We start from the raw sequence: 14,822 nt of genomic DNA on the forward strand, positions 1-14,822 counted from the left end.
GCTTTCGGTCCTGTGAATATCGCAATTAGCGAATACAATTACCTACAAACTGTAAGGATAAAAAGAGGGATCTACTATTAAAGGGTTATTACCCTCTCTTCGCCTACAGGAGTTAGCATGTGGGATGTTATTGACTTATCGCGCTGGCAGTTTGCGCTGACCGCGCTGTATCACTTTTTATTTGTGCCCCTTACCCTGGGGCTGATTTTTTTGCTGGCCATCATGGAAACTATTTACGTGGTTACCGGCAAAACAATCTACCGCGATATGACGCGTTTCTGGGGTAAGCTCTTCGGTATCAACTTTGCTCTCGGCGTGGCCACCGGCCTGACGATGGAGTTTCAGTTTGGTACTAACTGGTCATTCTATTCCAACTATGTAGGCGACATTTTCGGCGCACCGCTGGCGATGGAAGCATTAATGGCCTTCTTCCTCGAATCCACTTTTGTCGGTCTGTTCTTCTTCGGCTGGCAACGCCTGAATAAATACCAACACCTGTTGGTCACCTGGCTGGTGGCATTCGGTTCAAATATCTCCGCATTGTGGATCTTGAATGCCAATGGCTGGATGCAGTTCCCGACCGGGGCGCATTTCGATATCGATACCCTGCGTATGGAGATGACCAGCTTCAGCGATCTGGTCTTTAACCCTGTCAGCCAGGTGAAATTTGTGCACACGGTGATGGCAGGTTATGTGACCGGGGCGATGTTCATTATGGCGATCAGCGCGTGGTATTTGCTGCGTGGGCGGGAGCGCGACGTTGCACTCCGCTCGTTTGCCATCGGTTCTGTCTTCGGGACCCTGGCGATAATCGGCGCGCTGCAACTCGGAGACAGCTCTGCATATGAAGTTGCACGAGTACAGCCGGTAAAACTGGCGGCGATGGAAGGGGAGTGGCAAACCGAACCGGCACCCGCGCCGTTCCATCTCGTTGCCTGGCCGGAACAAGATCAAGAACGCAACGCTTTTGCCATTAAAATCCCGGCCCTGTTAGGCATCCTCGCCACTCATTCATTGGATAAACCTGTTCCCGGGCTGAAAAATTTGATGGCTGAAACCTACCCACGGCTGCAACGGGGACGCATAGCCTGGCTGTTAATGCAGGAGATATCGCAGGGCAACCGCGAGCCGCATGTATTACAGGCGTTTCGCGAGTTAGAAGGCGATCTCGGTTACGGCATGCTGCTCTCCCGCTATGCACCGGATATGAATCATGTCACTGCTGCGCAGTACCAGGCGGCGATGCGTGGCGCAATCCCGCAAGTTGCGCCGGTATTCTGGAGTTTCCGCATCATGGTTGGCTGCGGTTCGCTGCTGTTACTGGTGATGCTGATTGCGCTCGTCCAGACGCTGCGCGGCAAAATCGAACAACATCGCTGGGTGCTGAAAATGGCGCTCTGGAGTTTGCCACTGCCGTGGATTGCCATTGAAGCCGGGTGGTTTATGACCGAGTTTGGTCGTCAGCCGTGGGCGATTCAGGACATCTTACCGACATACTCCGCGCACTCTGCATTGACCACGGGCCAACTGGCCTTCTCTCTGATCATGATCGTAGGGCTTTACACCCTGTTCTTAATCGCTGAAGTCTACCTGATGCAGAAATATGCCCGCCTGGGGCCGAGTGCGATGCAGAGTGAACAACCAGCGCAGCAACAGGGGTAAAGGAGAGAGTCATGTTTGATTATGAAACATTACGGTTCATCTGGTGGCTGCTGATGGGCGTCATTCTGGTGGTCTTTATGGTCACCGACGGATTTGACATGGGGATCGGTTGTCTGCTGCCACTGGTGGCGCGTGACGATGATGAACGTCGGATAGTGATCAACAGCGTTGGCGCTCACTGGGAGGGTAACCAGGTCTGGCTGATCCTCGCAGGTGGGGCATTATTTGCCGCCTGGCCCAGAGTCTATGCAGCGGCGTTTTCTGGCTTTTATGTGGCGATGATCCTGGTGCTGTGCTCGCTGTTCTTCCGCCCGTTAGCTTTTGATTATCGCGGCAAAATAGCGGATGCCCGCTGGCGCAAAATGTGGGATGCCGGTCTGGTCATTGGTAGTCTGGTCCCGCCAGTGGTCTTTGGTATCGCCTTCGGCAACTTGTTGCTCGGCGTGCCGTTTGCCTTCACTCCGCAATTACGCGTGGATTATCTCGGTAGCTTCTGGCAGTTGCTGACGCCATTCCCTTTGCTGTGCGGCTTGCTCAGTCTGGGTATGGTGATTTTGCAAGGGGGCGTCTGGTTGCAGCTGAAAACCGTTGGCGCTATTCATCTGCGTTCACAACTGGCGACCAAACGCGCCGCGCTGCTGGTGATGCTCTGCTTCCTGCTGGCGGGTTACTGGCTGTGGGTCGGTATTGATGGCTTTGTGTTACTCGCTCAGGATGTCAACGGTCCGTCCAATCCACTGATGAAAATGGTGACGGTACTGCCAGGTGCCTGGATGAATAACTTCGTCGAATCGCCCGTCTTGTGGATCTTCCCACTGCTCGGTTTCTTCTGCCCGTTACTGACGGCGATGGCAATTTACCGTGGTCGCCCCGGTTGGGGATTTCTGATGGCGTCATTGATGCAATTTGGTGTGATTTTCACCGCTGGCGTTACGTTATTTCCCTTTGTTATGCCTTCGAGTATCAGTCCGATATCCAGCCTGACTGTATGGGACAGTACCTCCAGCCAACTGACACTTAGCATTATGTTAGTAATTGTACTGATATTTTTGCCAATAGTGTTGCTCTACACTCTATGGAGCTACTACAAAATGTGGGGTCGTATGACGACTGAAACGCTGCGCCGTCACGATCATGAGCTGTACTAAGGAGCATGAACAATGTGGTATCTATTGTGGTTCGTCGGCATTTTGTTGATGTGTTCGCTTTCTACTGTCGTGTTGGTATGGCTGGATCCGCGTCTGAAGGGATGACTGGCGTACAACGAACTTAGGCCTGATACGACGCGTCGCATCAGGCAGTCATGTCGGATATGAAAAACGGAAACATATCGATGAAAGCGATTTTGATCCCATTTTTATCTCTTCTGATTCCGTTAACCTCGCCACTTGCATTCGCTCAGAGTGAGCCGGAACTGAAGCTGGAGCGGGTGGTGATTGTCAGCCGTCATGGCGTGCGTGCGCCCACCAAAGCCACGCCACTCATGCAGGATGTCACTCCAGACACATGGCCTGAGTGGCCGGTGAAATTGGGCTGGTTGACCCCGCGTGGCGGCGAACTGGTCACTTATCTTGGGCATTATCAACGCCAACGCCTGGTCGCTGACGGTTTACTGGCAAAAAATGGCTGCCCGAAACCTGATCAGGTTGCGATTATTGCGGATGTCGATGAACGTACGCGTAAAACAGGTGAAGCCTTTGCTGCCGGGCTGGCACCCAACTGTACGATTACAGTATATACCCAGCCAGATACTTCCCGGCCCGATCCCCTGTTTAATCCCCTTAAAACTGGCGTTTGCCAACTGGATAAGCCGAACGTTACCGCGACTATTCTCAGTAGAGCAGGGGGATCGATAGCGGAGTTTACCGAGCATCGGCAAACCGCATTTCGCGAACTGGAGCAGGTTCTCAATTTCCAGCAATCAAATCTGTGCCTTAAACGAGACAATCAGGACGAAAGTTGTACGTTGACTCAGGCATTGCCGTCCGAACTCAAAGTGAGTGATGACAATGTATCCCTGACCGGTGCGGCAAGCCTGGCTTCAATGCTGACGGAGATATTTCTCCTGCAACAGGCACAGGGAATGCCGGAGCCTGGCTGGGGACGAATTACTGATTCACACCAGTGGAACACCTTGCTAAGTCTGCATAACGCGCAGTTTTATTTACTGCAACGGACACCAGATGTTGCCCGTAGTCGCGCCACGCCGTTGCTGGATTTAGTGCTGACGGCGCTGACGCCAAATAACACGCAACAACAGGTTTATGGCGTGACATTACCCACTTCACTGCTATTTATTGCCGGACACGACACTAATCTGGCGAATCTGGGGGGCGCGTTAGAGCTTAACTGGACGCTACCAGGCCAGCCGGATAATACCCCACCGGGGGGCGAACTGGTTTTTAAACGCTGGCGGCGACTTAGTGATAACAGCCAGTGGGTTCAGGTATCGCTGGTATTCCAGACCCTACAGCAGATGCGTGACAAAACTCCGTTGTCGCTAAAAACGCCGCCAGGTGAAGTGGAGTTAACATTGGCTGAGTGTGGCGAAAGAAACGCGCAGGGCATGTGTTCGTTGGCTGGTTTTACGCAAATCGTGGATGAAGCGCGCATTCCGGCATGCACTCTCCATCAGGACAAATAAACATTTGCCGCTGAGGGGCCTCGCAGGCCATTGACGCGGCAAAATTCCACACGTAACCCTGGGGTGAGCACTTCTGCGTCGCGGGGGGTGAATGCGGAAATATGGACCTGGACTTCTTTACGACCGTCGGAGGGGATGATGAATCCTTTGCCGCTTTTGCGATCAAAGGTTTTGACAATTCCTGTCATTTTACGGGACAAACAAATTCCTTACTGATAAATCTGCGCTGCACTATACGGTCTAAATAAAATAAAGCTAGTTTTATTTAAGACCGCTGGACGGCCAAAATAAAGTTTGCTTAATCTTATTTATCATGCGTTAGTAGCTGCGTCGGTTTGAAAGACAGACAGCATACAAAGTAGTTTACTAAAGCAGTTCTCATTATCAGGCATTATCCCCTTCTTTTGAGTCTCTCTCCTGAACACTAAGTAGTTTCTGTATTAAAGCCCTGTTTGCCGAAAGGCCCAAAATGAAGGAAGTAAAAATATGTCTAATAAAATGACTGGTTTAGTAAAATGGTTTAACGCAGATAAAGGTTTCGGCTTTATCACTCCTGATGATGGCAGCAAGGACGTTTTCGTCCATTTCACCGCCATCCAGAGCAATGAATTCCGCACGCTGAACGAAAATCAGAAAGTCGAATTTTCTATTGAGCAGGGGCAACGTGGTCCCTCGGCAGCGAACGTTGTTACGCTCTAAGGTTGCCGCTATTACTCAGCATCTCCATTTCCGCTGTCCATGTTGTCATGGTTCACAGTACCGCACATCGGCATTCGATGTGACGGAGCGAAATCCTTTAGGTGCAAAGTGTATTTTCTGCAAATCGACGATGATCACCTTTGATAACATCGCATTGCAAATACGCACTGACCAGACACCACTGGATTTTACCAAATAATATCAGGCTCCCTCGTGGAGCCTTTTTTATATCTGGCTTATTTTTCCTCAACTCTGTATGTATAATAAGCGATAACCTGTTGATTATTGAATCTTTCAGGGAGATAGCTTATAACATTTCTTACCTGACCAGGTACCGGGAACCAACACCTTACTGGCGTGTTGCTGTCTTTTAAGACCAGAAGAGGTTAACAGTGAATATTGAAGAGCTAAAAAAACAAGCCGAAACGGAAATCTCAGATTTTATCGCGCAAAAAATCGCCGAATTTAACAAGAACACAGGGAAAGAAGTCTCTGAAATTCGCTTCACCGCGCGGGAGAAAATGACCGGGCTTGAAAGTTATGATGTCAAAATCAAAATAATGTGATTTTGTGAACATCACCCCGTGCGAGGTGATGTTCCGCTTGTTGCTAATTTAGTGACCAATCATTGGCGCTTGTGGAATTAAGCGTCGGTACAATTCCTCCGGCACCGGGCTTTGCCATACTCCCGCATACATTGCGTAACCAATCACCGCAAACATAATCCCCAGAATCAGTAGCGTCATTAACCAGCCAGACAACGCAAAGGCTTTTTTATTTGCCGCAGGTTTTTGCAGTGAAAAGGTCAATGTTGAGGCCACCGGGCATGACTCCACGCAGGTCATACAACCGGTACATTCCACCGTTCTGACCTGAATTAATTTATCGACCGGGATCCGTGATGGGCAATTTTTCGCACATTTACCGCAGTCGATACAGCTTTCGGCATTGCGACGAATCTTAAACGGCGATAATAGCGAAACCAGTCCCATCAGCGCGCCATATGGGCAGAGATAACGACACCAGACATGGCGAATAAATAGGCTGGCAATCAGCAAAACCGTCACGCTGATTAATGTCGCTTTCCCCATATGGCGAAAGAAATCGAGCATTTTAACGTCCATCACCACGCTATAAGGCGATAGCATAAAATAGTGAATCGCCTGGGCGGGCATGAATAACGCGATATAAAGAAAAAAGCTTAATAGCAAATATTTCACCGCGCGTAGAGGAATATCCAGCCAGCGGGGAGGGGCGAATTGTCGACCAAACAGTTTTTTTCCGAGATCGCCAATTAATTCAGAGAGCGTACCAACAGGGCATAGCCACGAACAAAAGGCTTTTTTCAGCAGTAAGCTGATAATGATAAAAGCGACCAATAACAGCATCGCGGCGGCGTGCACGGAAGGTAACTGACCTGTTGCAAGGCTGTATTTCAGATTCATCAGACCAGCAATCGGCAGCCAACCTTCAATGCCACCCGGTCTGGCGACAAATGCCGTATTACCTGCCGTTTCGTAATAGCGCACCCAGTACCAAAAGGTGACGGCAATATAAATATTGATTGCCAACAGTAATAATTGCGTCGCTTTACGCCAGGTCGTGGCATTGCGCCAGTCATTCCACGGTAATTTACCGCCCGTCGTGCCTGGCCGTCGCTGCCAGCGGATTCTTTTTTTCTCTGTCATAATTTTGCCCGCCCGTTAAGTTGCATACCAAATGCCACTATTCTAAGTTTTCTTAACGGGATGATATTGATTCACATCGGGTTCGGGGCTTTCTTATTCAGCCACTGTTCCAGGGCAGCGATGCTACGCGTAATTTCTTCACGCGGCAGGACCGCGGTTAATGGTTCCTGCTCAAGTTGTCCGCACAACTGACTGGCACTGCGCATGCCCAGACTGGCACAGCTGCTTTTCAACTGATGCGCGGCACGTTTGATTTTGTCGCTGTCGTGTCTGGCGCGAGCAGTGTCCATTTCATCGAGAAGGGGCAGGGCATGTTGTTTAAATAATGTCAGCCATTCGTGGATTTTCTCCACCCCCATTAACTGCGCATCTTCATTGAGCTGCGATACATCCAGTGGTTGATGGTTATGTGTTTGCAGGTGCAGATAGTGCGCCAGTAACTGACCAAGCACTTCACGCGACACCGGTTTAGGGATAATTCCGCGAAATAGCGAACTGGTACGCTGGCGCAGCGTTTCGTCGATGACATGGGCGCTAAAGCCAATCAAAACCAGCGACGGATATTGCAGCGAAAGTTGCCGGGCAAGTGTAATGCCGTCGATATCCGGCAGATCAAAATCCACCAGCGCGGCAGCAAACGGTTCACTATTTTGCAGCGTCTCTAAAGCCTGCGCGGCATTTCCTACGGCCGCGACCTGAGCGCCACTGGTGTTAAGTATCTCGATGGTAATACGCTGTGTTAGCGGGTTATCTTCAATCAACAGTAATCGTAAACCGTCCAGACGCACCGCCTGATTGACTATTTTTGGTGCAGGCGCAGTGGCAACACGTAACGGTAACCGTAAGCCAAAACAGCTTCCAACTCCCGGCCTGCTGGTGGCGGTCAGTTCGCCGCCCATCGCCTGAGCCAGACTGGTACTGATAGTCAGCCCCAGTCCACTGCCGCCGCGCTTGCCGCTCACCTGAACAAACGGCTGAAATATATCAGCCAGTTTCGCGGGATCAATACCACAGCCGCTGTCTTCCACTTCGACCAGCCATTGCTCGCCATCAATGCGGCTGCGCAGGATAATCTGCCCCTCATCGGTGAAACGCAGGGCATTACTCAACAAATTGGTAATAACCTGGCGAATACGGCGCGGATCGCCCATTAACGCGGTTGGGACATCGTCGGCAATTTCCGTTACCAGTCGAATCGGACGACCTTTAACCCGTCCGCTCATTAATTGCAGGGTACTTTCCAGCAGTGGGCGCGGTTCAAAGGGCTCATCGCTGACCGAAACATTCTTGCCACCTGCTTCGATAGCCGAATAATCGAGAATATCATTGAGGATGGTCAGCAATGATTCGCCAGAGTCGGTAATCGCCCGCAAATCATCACGCTGGGCGTTAAGCGCCGGGTTATCTGCCAGCAACTGCGCGGTGCCGAGAATTCCGTACAGCGGAGTGCGGATCTCATGGCTCATTGCTGCCAGAAACGCCGATTTTGCCTGACTGGCTTTTTCTGCTTCCGCCCGTGCCAGGCGGTGTTCTACCACCAGTTCCTGCAATTCGGCAGTGCGCGCTTTGACCTGCGCCGCCAGTTGTTCGCGGTGGCGATTAAGCGCATGAACACTGCTGCGAAAAGCATCCATCAGCCGCCCGATGGTATCCAGTTCCCGTACGCCAGCGGTTTCCGGGAAAGGGGAGTCGATATCACCATCCAGCAAGCGTTGCAGCGCCTGCGTTTGTTCGGCAAGAGGGCGCGTGACTGAGCGATAAACCACGCGCCAGAGGATCAGAATCAATGAGCAAAGTGAAACGACGCCCAGCAGTAGCAGGTTAAACCGTACATGTTCACTGGCGCTTTCCAGATGTGTAAGTCCGGCCCGATTACGCCGCTCAATGGTTGCGACCAACTGATTAACTTCGTTGCTGAACTGTGCAAACTGCACAATATTATTTTGCGTCAGCGTCTGCAGGTGAGTATTGAGTGCTTTTTCTCGTTGGTAGAGCGCCAGTAACTCGACATATCGTTGTACTGTCTCCAGTGCCTTTTCCGCCTGCGCGCGAACCGGTGGGGCCTTAATGCGCCTTTGTTGAAGCTGTACCCTGTTAAGGGCGTTTTTCAATTGAACAGGCAGCCTGTTCTTATTTTTTTCACTCTCCTCCAGCTCCAGTTTCATAACGAAATGCTGTATTTGCAGAGCGCTAAAGCGCATTTCGTGCATCTGCCTGACGTACTCACGATCGCCAGCAACCCACTGTTCGACGGCGCTCTCCGCCGACCTGTTATGATTGTGGCCAAACACACTTTGCGGGCCAGACTGCGGTGATGCGGTGGCGATAGCAATGTAATGGGTCTGGGATTGCGCGATGTTGGCGATTTCTCCGGCCGCGGCGACGATTTGCTGGCTGAGTTGTTGCTGTTGATCGTGGAGTTTCAGCCGCTGGCCGACCAGATCACCTTGCTGGCGTAGCGAGTGGTCAATCTCATAGGCTTGCCGTTCAATGGCTATTGTCTCAAACCCTTTCTCGCGCAGACCCTGCAACAGGGTGTCAATTTTCAGCTTCTGCGCCGATAACGTCCTCCCCTGGGATTGCCACATCTCTACGCTATCCGTGTTGTTCAGATTTTGGGCGGTAAAGAGTTCCCACGCGCTGGCCTCACTCAACTGACGGGCCATATTCATGGTTGGGATCAGTGCCAGAGTATTGGTCTGAGCGCTTTGGGTTAAAACGCGCAGGTTATACCAACCTACAAAGATACTCACCAGCGTCAGCAATGCCATCAGGGCAAACGCCATCCACAATCTTTTGGCCAGAGTGAAAATCATCCTTGGTGCACCACATTACCTGAATCGGTGGATTAATAGACATCAGCGGCTAAGAAATACCCTTCGCCATGCTGCGTAACTAATAGGTTGGCGCTGAGTTTATGACGCAAACGGCGGATCAATACGTCCACGGTGCGCAAATCGGGGTTTTCTACCCGCCGGGCGGAGAGCATACGCAGCAGTCGTTCACGGCTGAGGATCTCGCCAGGATTAGTGACAAAGGCCACCAGCATTTCGTATTCCGCGCGGGTGAGTTTGATAGGTCGGTCGTCCTGATCCAACGTGTGGCGTGAGATATTCAGACAATATCCGGCAAAACGATAGCAGTTATCCTGAGAGAGAGCGTTGGCCTGACGGGCCAGATCGATACGCCAGAGCAGATTTTTTACCCGTACCACGAGTTCACGCAGCTCCAGCGGTTTGATGACATAATCATCGGCGCCCATCTCCAGCCCGACAATTCGATCAATAGGATCGCTGCGCCCGGTTACCAGAATAATCCCCACCGTTGAGCGTTCGCGCAGGGCTCGGGTAAGCATTAAACCGTTTTCATCGGGCAGGTTAATATCCAGCAAAATGAGATCAACAGGCTGGTTTTCCATAATTTCCCGTAGTCCGTCGCCGCTTGCCGTGACCGACACGAGATACCCTTCCTGGATGAAGTAGCTTTGCAAACGTGCCTGCGTCACAGGCTCATCTTCAACAATGACAATATGGTGTGACATCCCTGCTTTCCCGATCTTCCTGTTCATATCCATTCATATGCTGTCATAAGCCATTCATCCTGACGAGTGCCGCTATTCATATTTGCTTATTAAGATCACAGTTGCCAAATTATATTTTTACAGGAGTTATTATGAGACGACTATGGAGTGCGCTACGTCGGCCAAGTGCGCGTTGGTCGGTGTTAGCGCTGGTGCTGATGGGGATTGTGATCGGTATTGCCTTGATTGTGTTACCTCACTTCGGGATCAAGGCCACCAGCAGCACTGAGTTTTGCGTCAGTTGCCACAGTATGACGCCGGTGTATGAAGAATATAAAAAGTCGGCGCATTTCCAGAATGCTTCTGGCGTGCGAGCTGAATGCCATGACTGCCATGTCCCGTCAGATTTACCGGGAATGTTGAAGCGGAAACTGGAAGCGAGTAATGAGGTGTATCAGACCGTTATTGGTCACTCCATCGATACCCCTGAGAAATTCAACGCTAAACGCGCAGAACTCGCCGAGCGCGAATGGGCGCGGATGAAAGAGAATAATTCAGCAACCTGCCGTTCCTGCCATAACTACGACGCGATGGATCATGCGAAGCAGCATCCGGAAGCCGCACGTCAAATGGCCGCCGCAGCGAAAGATAATCAGACCTGTATCGACTGCCATAAAGGCATTGCCCATCAGCTGCCGGACATGAGCAGCGGCTCGCGTAAACAGTTCGAAGAACTACGCGCCAGCGCCAGAGATGATAAAGACATCCTTTATTCTATAGATATAAAGCCGCTTTATGCAGCAAAGGATGATAAAGAAGCGACGGGTTCACTGCTGCCAGCCTCTGAAGTGAAAGTACTTAAACGTGACGGCGACTGGTTGCAGGTGGCTATCATCGGTTGGACGGAAAGCGCTGGGACTCAACGGGTTCTGACTGAGTTACCCGGCAAACGGATTTTTGTCGCTTCCATTCGTGGCGATATCCAGCAGCAGGCGAAAATGCTGGAGAAAACCACCGTTGCTGACACCAAAACCGAGTGGAGTAAGATGCAGGCCACCGCATGGTTGAAGAAGGGCGATATGGTCGACGACATCAAACCAATCTGGGCCTATGGCGATACGCTGTACAGCAGCGCCTGTAAACAGTGCCACGGCGCGTCAGCAACCACCCATTACGACGCCAACGGTTGGATCGGCCAAATCAACGGCATGATTGGTTTTACCAGCCTGGATAAACGGGAAGAACGCACCATGCTGAAATATCTGCAAATGCATGCGTCGGATACCGCAGGGAAGTCTCACAGCGATAAGGAAGGAAAATAATGAAAAATAAAGACATTTTTCAGGCATCACGTCGACGTTTTCTTACCCAGCTTGGTGGCTTAACGCTGGCCGGAATGCTGGGGCCATCGCTGTTAACTCCACGCCGTGTTAACGCAGCGCAGGCTGTTACGTCGAAAGAAGGTATCCTGACCGGTTCGCGGTTTGGCGCCATTCGCGCGACGGTGAAAGACGGGCGCTTTGTGGCGGTGAAACCGTTCGAACTGGATAAGTACCCGACGAAAATTATCGCCGGGCTGCCGGATCACGTCCACAATCCGGCGCGTATTCGCTACCCAATGGTACGAGTCGACTGGCTGCGTAAGCGCCATCTGAGTGACACCACTCAGCGCGGCGATAACCGTTTTGTCCGCGTCACTTGGGATGAAGCCCTGGACATGTTCTATGAAGAACTGGAACGGGTGCAAAAAACCTATGGCCCCAGTGCGTTACTGACCGCCAGCGGCGGGCAATCATCCGGTAAATTTCATAGCGCCGGGGGAATGCTGTCGAAAGCCATCGCACTACATGGCAATAAAGTGAGTACCGGCGGTGACTATTCCACCGGAGCAGCGCAGGTGATCCTGCCGCGGGTGGTGGGATCAATGGAAGTTTACGAACAGCAAACATCCTGGCCGTTAGTGTTGCAAAACAGTAAAATCATCGTCATGTGGGGCACCGATTTGGTGAAGAATCAGCAGGTTAATTTCCGCTGCCCGTCTCACGATGTTTATGAATATTACGAGCAACTGAAAGAAAAGGTGGCGGCGGGCGAAATCGAAGTTATCAGCATCGACCCGGTGGTCAGTTCAACGCATGAATATCTGGGGCGTGAGCACGTTAAACATATTATTGTTAACCCGCAAACCGATGTCCCGCTACAACTGGCGATGGCCCATACCCTGTACAGCGAAAATCTGTACGACAAACAATTCATTGCTGATTATTGCGTCGGTTTCGAGCAATTTCTGCCGTATTTGCTGGGTGAGAAAGACGGCCAGCCGAAGGATGCCGTCTGGGCAGAAAAGCTGTGTGGCATTGACGCCGAAACGATCCGCATGCTGGCGCGGAAAATGGCGGGCACAAGAACGCAAATTATGGCTGGCTGGTGCGCCCAACGTATGCAGCACGGCGAGCAGTGGTCATGGATGATTGTGGTGCTGGCGGCAATGCTCGGGCAGATTGGCCTGCCAGGTGGCGGTTTTGGTTTTAGTTGGCACAGCAGCGGCTCAGGCGTGCCAGGCCGTAAAGGGATTATCCTGAGCGGTTTTCCCGGTGCCACGAAAATTCCGCCAGTTCATAACAACAACGATTACAAAGGTTACAGCAGCACCATCCCAACGGCCCGTTATATCGACGCCATTCTGGAACCGGGGAAAGAGATCAACTGGGACGGCAAAACAGTTAAGTTGCCGCCGCTGAAAATGTGTGTTTTCGCCGGGACCAATCCGTTCCACCGCCATCAGCAGATCAACCGCATTATCGAAGGCTGGCGCAAGCTGGAGACGGTGATTTCCATTGATAACCAGTGGACCTCCAGTTGCCGCTTTTCCGACATTGTATTACCCGCAACTACTCAGTTTGAGCGTAACGATCTCGACCAGTTTGGTGACTATGCCAGCCATGGGCTTATCACCACTAAACAGGTGGTGCAGCCGCAATTTGAGGCGCGCAACGACTTTGATATTTTCCGCGAGTTATGCCGCCGCTTTGACCGTGAGGAAGCCTTTACTGAAGGGCTGGATGAGATGGGCTGGCTCAAGCGCATCTGGCAGGACGCGCTCCAGCAGTCCAAAGGACTCGGCATCCATTTACCGACCTTTGATGAGTTGTGGAACAGTAAAGAATACGTGGTCTATGAACATCCGCAGATGTTCGTGCGTCATCAGGCGTTCCGAGAAGATCCTGACCTCGAACCGCTGGGGACGCCGAGCGGGTTGATTGAGATCTACTCGCAAACCATCGCCGACATGCACTATGACGATTGTCAGGGGCATCCAATGTGGTTTGAGAAAATTGAACGTTCCCACGGTGGACCAGGTTCGCAGAAGTATCCGCTGCATTTGCAATCGGTACACCCTGATTATCGCGTCCACTCGCAACTGTGTGAATCTGAAACACTGCGTCAGCATTACAGCGTAGCGGGTAAAGAGCCGGTATATATCAGCCCGCAGGATGCCCGTGCGCGCGGGATTGTTAACGGTGATGTGGTGCGCGTCTTTAACGATCGGGGGCAGGTTCTGGTGGGCGCGGTGGTTTCTGATCTCTATGCGCCTGGCGTGATCCGGATCCATGAAGGCGCCTGGTATGATCCGGATAAAGGCGGTGAGCTCAATGCGCTGTGTAAATACGGTAACCCTAATGTGCTTACGCCCGACATCGGGACTTCGCAACTGGCGCAGGCCACCAGCTCACACACGACCATCGTGGAAATTGAAAAATTCACCGGTCCAATAGAGAAGGTAACGGCGTTTAGCGGTCCGATTGAGATGGTGGCGCAGTGTGCATATGTTCCGGCACCGCAGGTGAAATCATGACTTCACTAACGACGGAACAGAATGCTTGTGTCTATGCCTGGCTGGCGCAGTTGTTCTCCCGTGAACTGGACGATGAACAATTGACGCAAATCGCCAGTGCACAGATGGCTGAATGGTTTTCTTTGCTGAAACGCGAGCCGCCGCTGACTGCGGCGGTGAATGAGCTGGAGAAAAGTATTGCTGCATTGACAGTACGTGACGACGCCCGTCTGGAACTGGCCGCCGACTTTTGCGGCCTGTTTTTGATGACTGACAGGCAGGCGGCACTGCCGTATGCATCGGCGTATCAGCAGGACCCACAGGTGATCAAAGGCTTACTGGCTGAGGCTGGGATGGACACCAGTGGCAATTTCAACGAACCGGCAGATCATCTGGCGATTTTTCTTGAGTTGTTAAGTCATCTGCATTTTGCCCGGGGAGAGGGGATTGTACCTGCACAGGAAGTTGACAATCTGCGGCAAAAAACACTGACGTCGCTGCGGCAATGGTTACCAGAGTTTGCTGTGCGTTGCTATCAGTATGACAGCTTTGGTTTTTACGCGGCACTAAGCCAGTTATTGCTTGCGATGACCAATAGAGATAATGCCGATTGGTAGGTCTGATAAGACGCGTTAAGCGCCGCATCAGGCATTATGGCACAGCCGCCGGATGCGGCGTGAACGCCTTATCCGGCCTTGTATTATCCCTCCTGTGCAGAGAAAATCGGCCAGTTTTCTCTGACCTGCAGTCCGCATGCCGTATCCGGCCTTAGGT

14 protein-coding genes and 1 pseudogene are annotated in these 14,822 nt (G+C 51.7%); 11 read left to right on the forward strand and 4 right to left on the reverse strand.

Annotated elements, in window-relative coordinates; all coding sequences use genetic code 11:
* Window positions 1–117 precede the first annotated feature (117 nt).
* From appC to FEK47_RS08150, 4 genes are all read left to right on the forward strand, one after another.
* A complete protein-coding gene (gene appC / locus FEK47_RS08135; RefSeq protein ID WP_135486358.1) occupies window positions 118–1,662 on the forward strand; it encodes a cytochrome bd-II oxidase subunit 1 in 1,545 nt (514 codons plus the stop codon).
* An 11-nt stretch (window positions 1,663–1,673) separates the two neighbouring features.
* Entirely contained in the window at window positions 1,674–2,810 is a 1,137-nt protein-coding gene (gene appB / locus FEK47_RS08140) for a cytochrome d ubiquinol oxidase subunit II (RefSeq protein WP_130222090.1), read from the forward strand.
* 12 nt (window positions 2,811–2,822) lie between these two features.
* Window positions 2,823–2,915 (forward strand): cytochrome bd-II oxidase subunit CbdX, encoded by a 93-nt coding sequence (gene cbdX / locus FEK47_RS08145; RefSeq protein ID WP_032161491.1) that lies wholly within the window; start codon window positions 2,823–2,825, stop codon window positions 2,913–2,915.
* A gap of 80 nt (window positions 2,916–2,995) precedes the next feature.
* The gene (locus FEK47_RS08150) at window positions 2,996–4,306 is read left to right on the forward strand and encodes an AppA family phytase/histidine-type acid phosphatase (RefSeq protein ID WP_135486357.1); all 1,311 of its coding nucleotides are present in this window, start codon (window positions 2,996–2,998) and stop codon (window positions 4,304–4,306) included.
* Here the strand turns inward: FEK47_RS08150 and cspH are convergent.
* Window positions 4,294–4,506 carry a cold shock-like protein CspH gene (gene cspH / locus FEK47_RS08155; protein ID WP_130205408.1) on the reverse strand — a complete coding sequence of 71 codons (213 nt, stop codon included), beginning with the start codon at window positions 4,504–4,506 and terminating at the stop codon, window positions 4,294–4,296. The genes FEK47_RS08150 and cspH overlap by 13 nt on opposite strands.
* Before the next feature lie 286 nt (window positions 4,507–4,792).
* On the opposite strand from cspH, the gene cspG reads away from it, so the two are divergent.
* The 4 genes and pseudogenes from cspG to FEK47_RS08175 all read left to right on the forward strand — a co-directional run bounded on the left by cspG (window position 4,793) and on the right by FEK47_RS08175 (window position 5,571).
* Entirely contained in the window at window positions 4,793–5,005 is a 213-nt protein-coding gene (gene cspG / locus FEK47_RS08160) for a cold shock protein CspG (RefSeq protein WP_000066493.1), read from the forward strand.
* A 10-nt stretch (window positions 5,006–5,015) separates the two neighbouring features.
* Window positions 5,016–5,204 (forward strand): cold-shock protein, encoded by a 189-nt coding sequence (locus tag FEK47_RS08165; RefSeq protein WP_130216139.1) that lies wholly within the window; start codon window positions 5,016–5,018, stop codon window positions 5,202–5,204.
* Window positions 5,191–5,408, forward strand: a pseudogene (locus FEK47_RS08170) (cold-shock protein). Before FEK47_RS08165 ends, FEK47_RS08170 begins: the two are co-directional and overlap by 14 nt.
* Window positions 5,398–5,571 (forward strand): addiction module toxin, GnsA/GnsB family, encoded by a 174-nt coding sequence (locus FEK47_RS08175; protein ID WP_130205410.1) that lies wholly within the window; start codon window positions 5,398–5,400, stop codon window positions 5,569–5,571. The pseudogene FEK47_RS08170 and the gene FEK47_RS08175 overlap by 11 nt, the downstream one beginning before the upstream one ends.
* A 48-nt stretch (window positions 5,572–5,619) precedes the next feature.
* Here FEK47_RS08175 and FEK47_RS08180 read toward each other — a convergent pair whose 3' ends face one another.
* The 3 genes from FEK47_RS08180 to torR form a co-directional block, all read right to left on the reverse strand.
* The gene (locus tag FEK47_RS08180) at window positions 5,620–6,693 is read right to left on the reverse strand and encodes a 4Fe-4S binding protein (RefSeq protein ID WP_135486356.1); all 1,074 of its coding nucleotides are present in this window, start codon (window positions 6,691–6,693) and stop codon (window positions 5,620–5,622) included.
* Between the two features lie 71 nt (window positions 6,694–6,764).
* Window positions 6,765–9,509: a TMAO reductase system sensor histidine kinase/response regulator TorS gene (torS, locus tag FEK47_RS08185; protein ID WP_135486355.1), complete on the reverse strand. Its 2,745-nt coding sequence runs from the start codon at window positions 9,507–9,509 to the stop codon at window positions 6,765–6,767.
* 32 nt (window positions 9,510–9,541) lie between these two features.
* Window positions 9,542–10,234 (reverse strand): two-component system response regulator TorR, encoded by a 693-nt coding sequence (gene torR, locus FEK47_RS08190; protein WP_130205416.1) that lies wholly within the window; start codon window positions 10,232–10,234, stop codon window positions 9,542–9,544.
* A 131-nt stretch (window positions 10,235–10,365) separates the two neighbouring features.
* Between torR and torC the strand changes: the two genes are divergently transcribed.
* The 3 genes from torC to torD are packed head-to-tail and all read left to right on the forward strand — an operon-like array spanning window position 10,366 to window position 14,665.
* Window positions 10,366–11,535 (forward strand): pentaheme c-type cytochrome TorC, encoded by a 1,170-nt coding sequence (gene torC, locus FEK47_RS08195; RefSeq protein WP_130215817.1) that lies wholly within the window; start codon window positions 10,366–10,368, stop codon window positions 11,533–11,535.
* A complete protein-coding gene (gene torA, locus FEK47_RS08200; protein WP_135486354.1) occupies window positions 11,535–14,069 on the forward strand; it encodes a trimethylamine-N-oxide reductase TorA in 2,535 nt (844 codons plus the stop codon). The genes torC and torA overlap by 1 nt, the downstream gene beginning before the upstream one ends.
* Complete coding sequence (gene torD, locus FEK47_RS08205) at window positions 14,066–14,665, forward strand: molecular chaperone TorD (RefSeq protein WP_135486353.1); 600 nt, start codon at window positions 14,066–14,068, stop codon at window positions 14,663–14,665. Before torA ends, torD begins: the two co-directional genes overlap by 4 nt.
* Window positions 14,666–14,822: the final 157 nt, after the last annotated feature.

Source organism: Escherichia sp. E3659 (genome assembly GCF_005781135.1).
Taxonomy (GTDB): Bacteria; Pseudomonadota; Gammaproteobacteria; order Enterobacterales; family Enterobacteriaceae; genus Escherichia.